Origin of the sequence: Dietzia sp. UBA5065, assembly GCA_002415925.1 — a bacterium.
Taxonomy (GTDB): Bacteria; Actinomycetota; Actinomycetes; order Mycobacteriales; family Mycobacteriaceae; genus Dietzia.
Window position 1 is genome coordinate 1 of sequence record DIAZ01000009.1, and the last position, 5,389, is coordinate 5,389.

A 5,389-nucleotide genomic window follows, 5' to 3' on the forward strand; every position below is an offset into this window, starting at 1 on the left:
TTGACCGAGCCTATGGCGAGCGGCGGCGACGTGCCCTGTCCGAGCGAGTCGCCGATCCGTGCGAGGACGTCGGCCTGCGTCGCGCGAGTCACGGTGAGTCCGGCGAGTCGCATCCCGGCTGCCATGGGATCAGACCCCCCGATCGCCTGCTGGTGGTCCATTCGGCGAGGGTACGCGGTGCGGCCCGGCTCGTGGGGTCGGTGGACGTCCGGACCCGCTCAGCTCCCGGCGAGCGCGGAGCGGATGGCGTCGACGTCCACCGAGTCGAGGTCGGCCGGGTCCCAGGTGGGGTTGCGGTCCTTGTCGATCACCACGGCCCGGACGCCCTCAACGAAGTCGGGGCGGGCGGTGATCCAGCCGCCCAGCGCGAGCTCGTGGTCCAGGCACTCGCGCAGGTCCCCCGCCTCCGCCCCCGCGCGCAGGAGCTCGATGGTCGCGACGATCGACGTCGGGCAGTGCGAGCGCAGCATCTCCAGCGTCGCGGTGGCCCACTCGTCCTGCCCGGACTCGAGCGCGGCGATCATCTCCTGCACGGTGTCGCGGGAGAAGACGTCCTCGATGCGCTCGATGTGGCGCTCGACGGCGGACTCCCCGGCCGCGGAGCGATCGAGGCCGAAACGCGAGAGGGCGGCCTCCAGCCCCTCCGAGCCGATGGCGGCGACAAAAGCGTCGCGCTCGTCGTCGTCGACGAGGTGGGTGGCCAGACCGGTGTAGAGGGCGTCGGCGGAGTTCATCCGCACACCCGTCGTGCCGAGGTAGATCCCCACGGCCAGGCCGCGCGCGCCGCCGCCGCAGAGGCGGGGCAGGAAGTGGCTGGCGCCGACGTCGGGGATGAAGCCGATGGCCGTCTCCGGCATGGCCATCATCACCTTCCGGGTGACCACGCGGTGCGAGCCGTTGATCGAGATGCCGAGCCCGCCGCCCATCGCCACCCCGTGGATCACCGCGACCGTCGGCACGCCGTGCGTGTGGTACGCGAGGTCCATCGCGTACTCCTCAGAGAAGAACTCGCGGTTGACCTGGTGCTCCCCGGCGGCCGCGGCGTCGCGCAGCGCGCGGATGTCGCCGCCCGCGCAGAACGCCTTCTCCGAGGTGCTGGTCGTGACCACGGCCTCGATGCCCGCGTCCCCGGCGGCCGCGTCGAGCGCGGAGTGCAGGGCCCGGCACATGTCCAGGTCGAGGGAGTTGAGGGCCTTGGGGCGGTCCAGGACGATGTGCTGCATCCGGCCTTCGCGGCGGGTGATGACGAATTCGCTCATGGCCCCAGTGTGTCAGGCGGCGCGCGGACCGTCGCCGGGATACTAGGAATTCCTACCTCACGCCGCCCCCGGCCGCCGGGCCGGACCCGGTCACCCGTCGAGCAGGTTCGAGGCCACGTCGGGCACGTAACGGAACTCCTCGCGCGGCGGCCGCTCGTAGTTGGCGCTCGCGGGCCGCTCGGGGATCTCGAACGACGGCGGATCGAGCTTCTCCCACGGGACGGTCGAGAGCAGGTGGGAGATCACGTTGATCCGCGAGCGCTTCTTGTCCTCCGACTCGACCGTGTACCAGGGGGCCTCGGGGATATCGGTGTGGACGAACATCTCGTCCTTGGCCCGACTGTAGGCCTCCCAGCGGTTGATGGACTCCAGGTCCATCGGCGAGAGCTTCCACCGGCGCATGGGGTCGGAGTGACGGTCCCGGAAGCGACGCTCCTGCTCCTCGTCCGAGACGGAGAACCAGTACTTGCGCAGCATGATCCCGTCCTCCACCAGCAGCCGCTCGAAGATGGGCGCCTGGTGGAGGAAGCGGCGGTACTCGTCGGTGGTGCAGAAGCCCATCACGCGCTCCACCCCCGCCCGGTTGTACCAGGAGCGGTCGAAGATCACGATCTCCCCGGCCGCCGGCAGGTGCTCGATGTAGCGCTGGAAGTACCACTGCGTCTTGTGCACCGCGGTCGGCGCGGGCAACGCGACGACGCGGGCGTGCCGGGGGTTGAGGTACTGGGTGATGCGCTTGATCGCGGAGCCCTTACCGGCGGCGTCACGCCCCTCGAACACCACCACGAGACGGTTGCCGCTCTCCTTGAGCCAGGCCTGCATCTCCACGAGCTCGGCCTGCATTCGCTCGAGCTCGTTCTCGTAGGCCTTCTTGGGCAGCTTCTCCAGGCCGCTGGGGAGCTGCCCGTTCTTCTTGGACCCGTTCTTGCCACCGCTCCCCGGAGAGGCGTCGTCGCCGTTCGTCGAGGGGGACTTCTTGACGTCCTTCTTGCTGCCCATGGCCACCGATCCTACGGCCCCGCCGCGGCCGACCGACCACATGCCCGCAACTTGACACCCCGAGGGGGGACTGTCTACTTTCACGTGACACCCGTCACACCTGCCGGCAGAGAGGGACGCATGCCGCACATCTCCCGCCGGGGCTTCCTCGGCTCCGTCGCCGCCGCCGGGATCGCCGCCCTCGCCGCCGATGCCTCCGCGGCCGCGCGGCCCGCCGACCCCGCCGGCCCGGGGTCCGCCGCCCCCGGTCGCATCCCCCACGAGGTGCAGGACCACCGGTGCATCGTGGTGGGCAGCGGATTCGGCGGCGGCGTCGCATCGCTCCGGCTCGCGACCGCGGGCGTCCCCGTCGTCGTCCTCGAACGTGGCCGCCGGTGGCCCACCGGCCCGGACGCCCGCACCTTCCCCAGTGCCTCGGCCCCGGACGAGCGCGCGCTGTGGTTCCGCTCCGCACCCGAGATCTTCGGCCGCCGCGTCGACCTCCCCCGCTACACCGGACTGCTCGACGCCTCCGTGGGGGAGAACATGACCTCCGTGTGCGCCACCGGCGTCGGCGGCGGCTCCCTCATCTACCAGGGCATGGCGCTCCAACCCACCGAGGAGCTGTTCCGCACCTGGTTCCCCGGCGCGATCGACTGGCGCGAGATGGACCGCGAGTACTACCCGCGCGTGTCCCGGGTGCTGCGCCTGGCCGAGGCCCCCGACGAGCTGATCGAATCGCGCCCGTACGCCGCCTCCCGCGTGTTCGCCGACCGCGTCCGCGCCGCCGGCCTGCCCCTGCGCAAGATCCCCATGCCCATCGACTGGGACTACGCCCTGGCCGAGCTGCGCGGCGAGATGCGACCGTCCTACACCAACGGCGACGGCTCGTTCGGCGTCAACAACGGCGGCAAGCACTCCGTCGACGTCACCTACCTCGCCCAGGCAGAGGCCACCGGCCTCGTCGAGGTCCGCCCCCTGCACGACGTGCGCGCGATGCGCCGCTCGCCGGACGGCCGGTGGGAGCTGGACGTGGAGGAACTCGACACCGCAGGCAACGTGGTCCGGACCCTCACGATGCGCGCCCCGGCGCTCATGCTGGCGGCCGGGTCGGTGGGCACCGCCACCCTGCTCACCCGCGCCGCCGCCACCGGCGCCGTGTCCGATCTGCCCGAGTCCGTCGGCGACGGCTGGGGTACCAACGCCGACCGCATCTACGCCTGGACCGACCCCACCGCCGACTTCGGCGCCGTCCAGGGCGGGCCGGTGGTCTACGGCAGCCTCAACTGGTCCGACCCCACCACCGCGCACACCGTCATCCAGGCCTCGACGCCGCCGTTCGGCCCGGACCTGCACACCACCATGCTGGTCGGTTACGGCGTCAGCGCCGACCGCGGCCGGATCGTCTACGACCCCGCCCAGGACCGGGGCGTCATCCGCTGGCCCGCCGCCGGCGACTCCGGCATACGGCGCCACATCGAGCGGACCGCGCGCACGATCGTCGGACCGAGCAGCCACCTCACCGACACCAACGCCTTCGTCAACTCCACCTGGCACCCGCTGGGCGGCGCGCCGATGGGGCGGGTCTGTGACATCGACGGGCGCGTCCTCGGACAACGCGGGCTGTACGTGGTGGACGGCGCCCTCATCCCGGGGACCACCGCCGCCTGCAACCCGTCACTCACCATCGCGGCGATCGCCGAGCGCGCGCTCGACCGGATCGTCCGACACGACGTGGGCGGCGTCATCTAGCGCCGGAGTCGGGGCGGTCCACGGCCCGACGGTGGCGGTCCGGCTGCGGCCGGGCCCACCCGGCGGGATACTGGCGGCTGTGAGGTCCCGAGACGCCATCCTGGAAGCAACCCGCCACGTGATCGGGGAGACCGGCTTCCACGGCGTCACCATCGCGGGCGTGGCGAAGCGCGCCGGGGTGAGCCGCCAGACGGTGTACTCGATCTTCGGGTCCCGCGAGGACCTCGTCTCGCAGACGGTGACCGACCGGCTGACCACGCTCTCCGGGGCCTTCACGGACCTCCTCGAGTCCGTCGGGTCCCCGCTCGAGTTGCTCGTGGAGATCGTGGTCCAGGCCCGCCGCCGCATCCTGGGCGACCCCCTGCTGCGGGTGCTCACGCTCTCCGGGACCGCGAACCCGATCTTCGACCCGGGTGCCGCCGAGCGCGCGCGAGCCTATTGCGTAGCCCTGCTCGCCCCCGCGGCCCGGCGGTTCCCCGAACTGGCCGGCCGCATCGAGTTCGTGGCGGACATCGGGGTGCACGTGGGCTGGTCGGTCCTGTGCCTGGACGACCCCGACTCGCGATCCGACGCCGAACTGCGCGACTTCCTCACGGAGTGGCTGGCGCCGGTCGTCGGCACACCGTCGTGAGGCCGATCCTGGTCCTGTGGGACCTCGACCTCACCCTGCTCGATCCTGCCGGCTTCGGCGCCCGGATGATCACCCCCACGCTTGCCGCCTTCCTGGGACGTGACCCCGTCATGGGGGCGTCGTTCGCCGGCCGGACCGACCGCGCGATCCTCACCGATCTGCTCGCGCGCAACGTCACGGAACCGCTCGACGAGGTGGTCCTCTCCCTCATGGATGCCGTCGCCGAGCGCTGCGACGCCCTCGGCAGTGACCTCCTCGCCGCCGGCGGAGGCCCCATGCCCGGCGCCCACGACGCGGTCGCCGCCTTAGCCGACGACCCGCTGCTGCACCAGGGGATCGTCACGGGCAACATGCGGCGCACCGCCCTGCTCAAGCTGCGGCTCTGCGGGTTCGACAGCCTGCCCGACCCCTCCCTCGGGGCGTTCGGGGATCACCACATGGACCGCGCCGACCTCGTCCGCGACGCCGTCGCCGCCGCCCGCAGAGCAGGCCTCGACGTCTCGGCGTCCACCGCCGTCGTGATAGGCGACCACGTGCACGACGTCCGCGGTGCCCTCGACGCCGGGGCCCCCTGCGTCGCCATCGCCACCGGCCACGTCTCCGCCGAGCAACTCCTCGCGGCCGGCGCCCACGCCGTCCTGCCCGACCTCACGAACCCGGACGCCCTCCGCGCCGCCATCCACGCCGCCATCCCCACCCCCCACACCCCCCACCGCTGATCCGCCCGCACCGCCCCGCTGATCCGCCCCCACTCCCCCGCTGATCCGCG

General features: G+C 72.3%; 5 protein-coding genes. 3 read left to right on the forward strand and 2 right to left on the reverse strand.

The genetic code is table 11. The features are described from left to right. Positions 1-218: 218 nt before the first annotated feature. Together B4M60_RS00840 and ppk2 are read right to left on the reverse strand one after the other, a co-directional pair. Entirely contained in the window at positions 219-1,259 is a 1,041-nt protein-coding gene (locus tag B4M60_RS00840) for an enoyl-CoA hydratase/isomerase family protein (RefSeq protein ID WP_291079468.1), read from the reverse strand. Between the two features lie 90 nt (positions 1,260-1,349). Beyond that, complete coding sequence (gene ppk2, locus B4M60_RS00845; RefSeq protein ID WP_291079469.1) at positions 1,350-2,258, reverse strand: polyphosphate kinase 2; 909 nt, start codon at positions 2,256-2,258, stop codon at positions 1,350-1,352. 120 nt (positions 2,259-2,378) lie between these two features. Here ppk2 and B4M60_RS00850 point away from each other — a divergent pair, with 120 nt between their 5' ends. The 3 genes from B4M60_RS00850 (at position 2,379) to B4M60_RS00860 (ending at position 5,339) form a co-directional block, all read left to right on the forward strand. Next, the gene (locus tag B4M60_RS00850) at positions 2,379-3,989 is read left to right on the forward strand and encodes a GMC oxidoreductase (RefSeq protein WP_291079470.1); all 1,611 of its coding nucleotides are present in this window, start codon (positions 2,379-2,381) and stop codon (positions 3,987-3,989) included. A 79-nt stretch (positions 3,990-4,068) separates the two neighbouring features. Continuing rightward, positions 4,069-4,620 carry a TetR/AcrR family transcriptional regulator gene (locus B4M60_RS00855; protein ID WP_291079471.1) on the forward strand — a complete coding sequence of 184 codons (552 nt, stop codon included), beginning with the start codon at positions 4,069-4,071 and terminating at the stop codon, positions 4,618-4,620. Next, positions 4,617-5,339, forward strand: a complete 723-nt coding sequence (locus B4M60_RS00860; RefSeq protein WP_291079472.1) for an HAD family hydrolase — start codon at positions 4,617-4,619, stop codon at positions 5,337-5,339. The genes B4M60_RS00855 and B4M60_RS00860 overlap by 4 nt, the downstream gene beginning before the upstream one ends. Positions 5,340-5,389: the final 50 nt, after the last annotated feature.

Coding starts and splice junctions, on each gene's coding strand:
- ppk2 (WP_291079469.1), bottom strand. CDS start 2,258: ATGGGCAGCAAGAAGGACGTCAAGAAGTCCCCCTCGACGAACGGCGAC.
- B4M60_RS00850 (WP_291079470.1), top strand. CDS start 2,379: ATGCCGCACATCTCCCGCCGGGGCTTCCTCGGCTCCGTCGCCGCCGCC.
- B4M60_RS00840 (WP_291079468.1), bottom strand. CDS start 1,259: ATGAGCGAATTCGTCATCACCCGCCGCGAAGGCCGGATGCAGCACATC.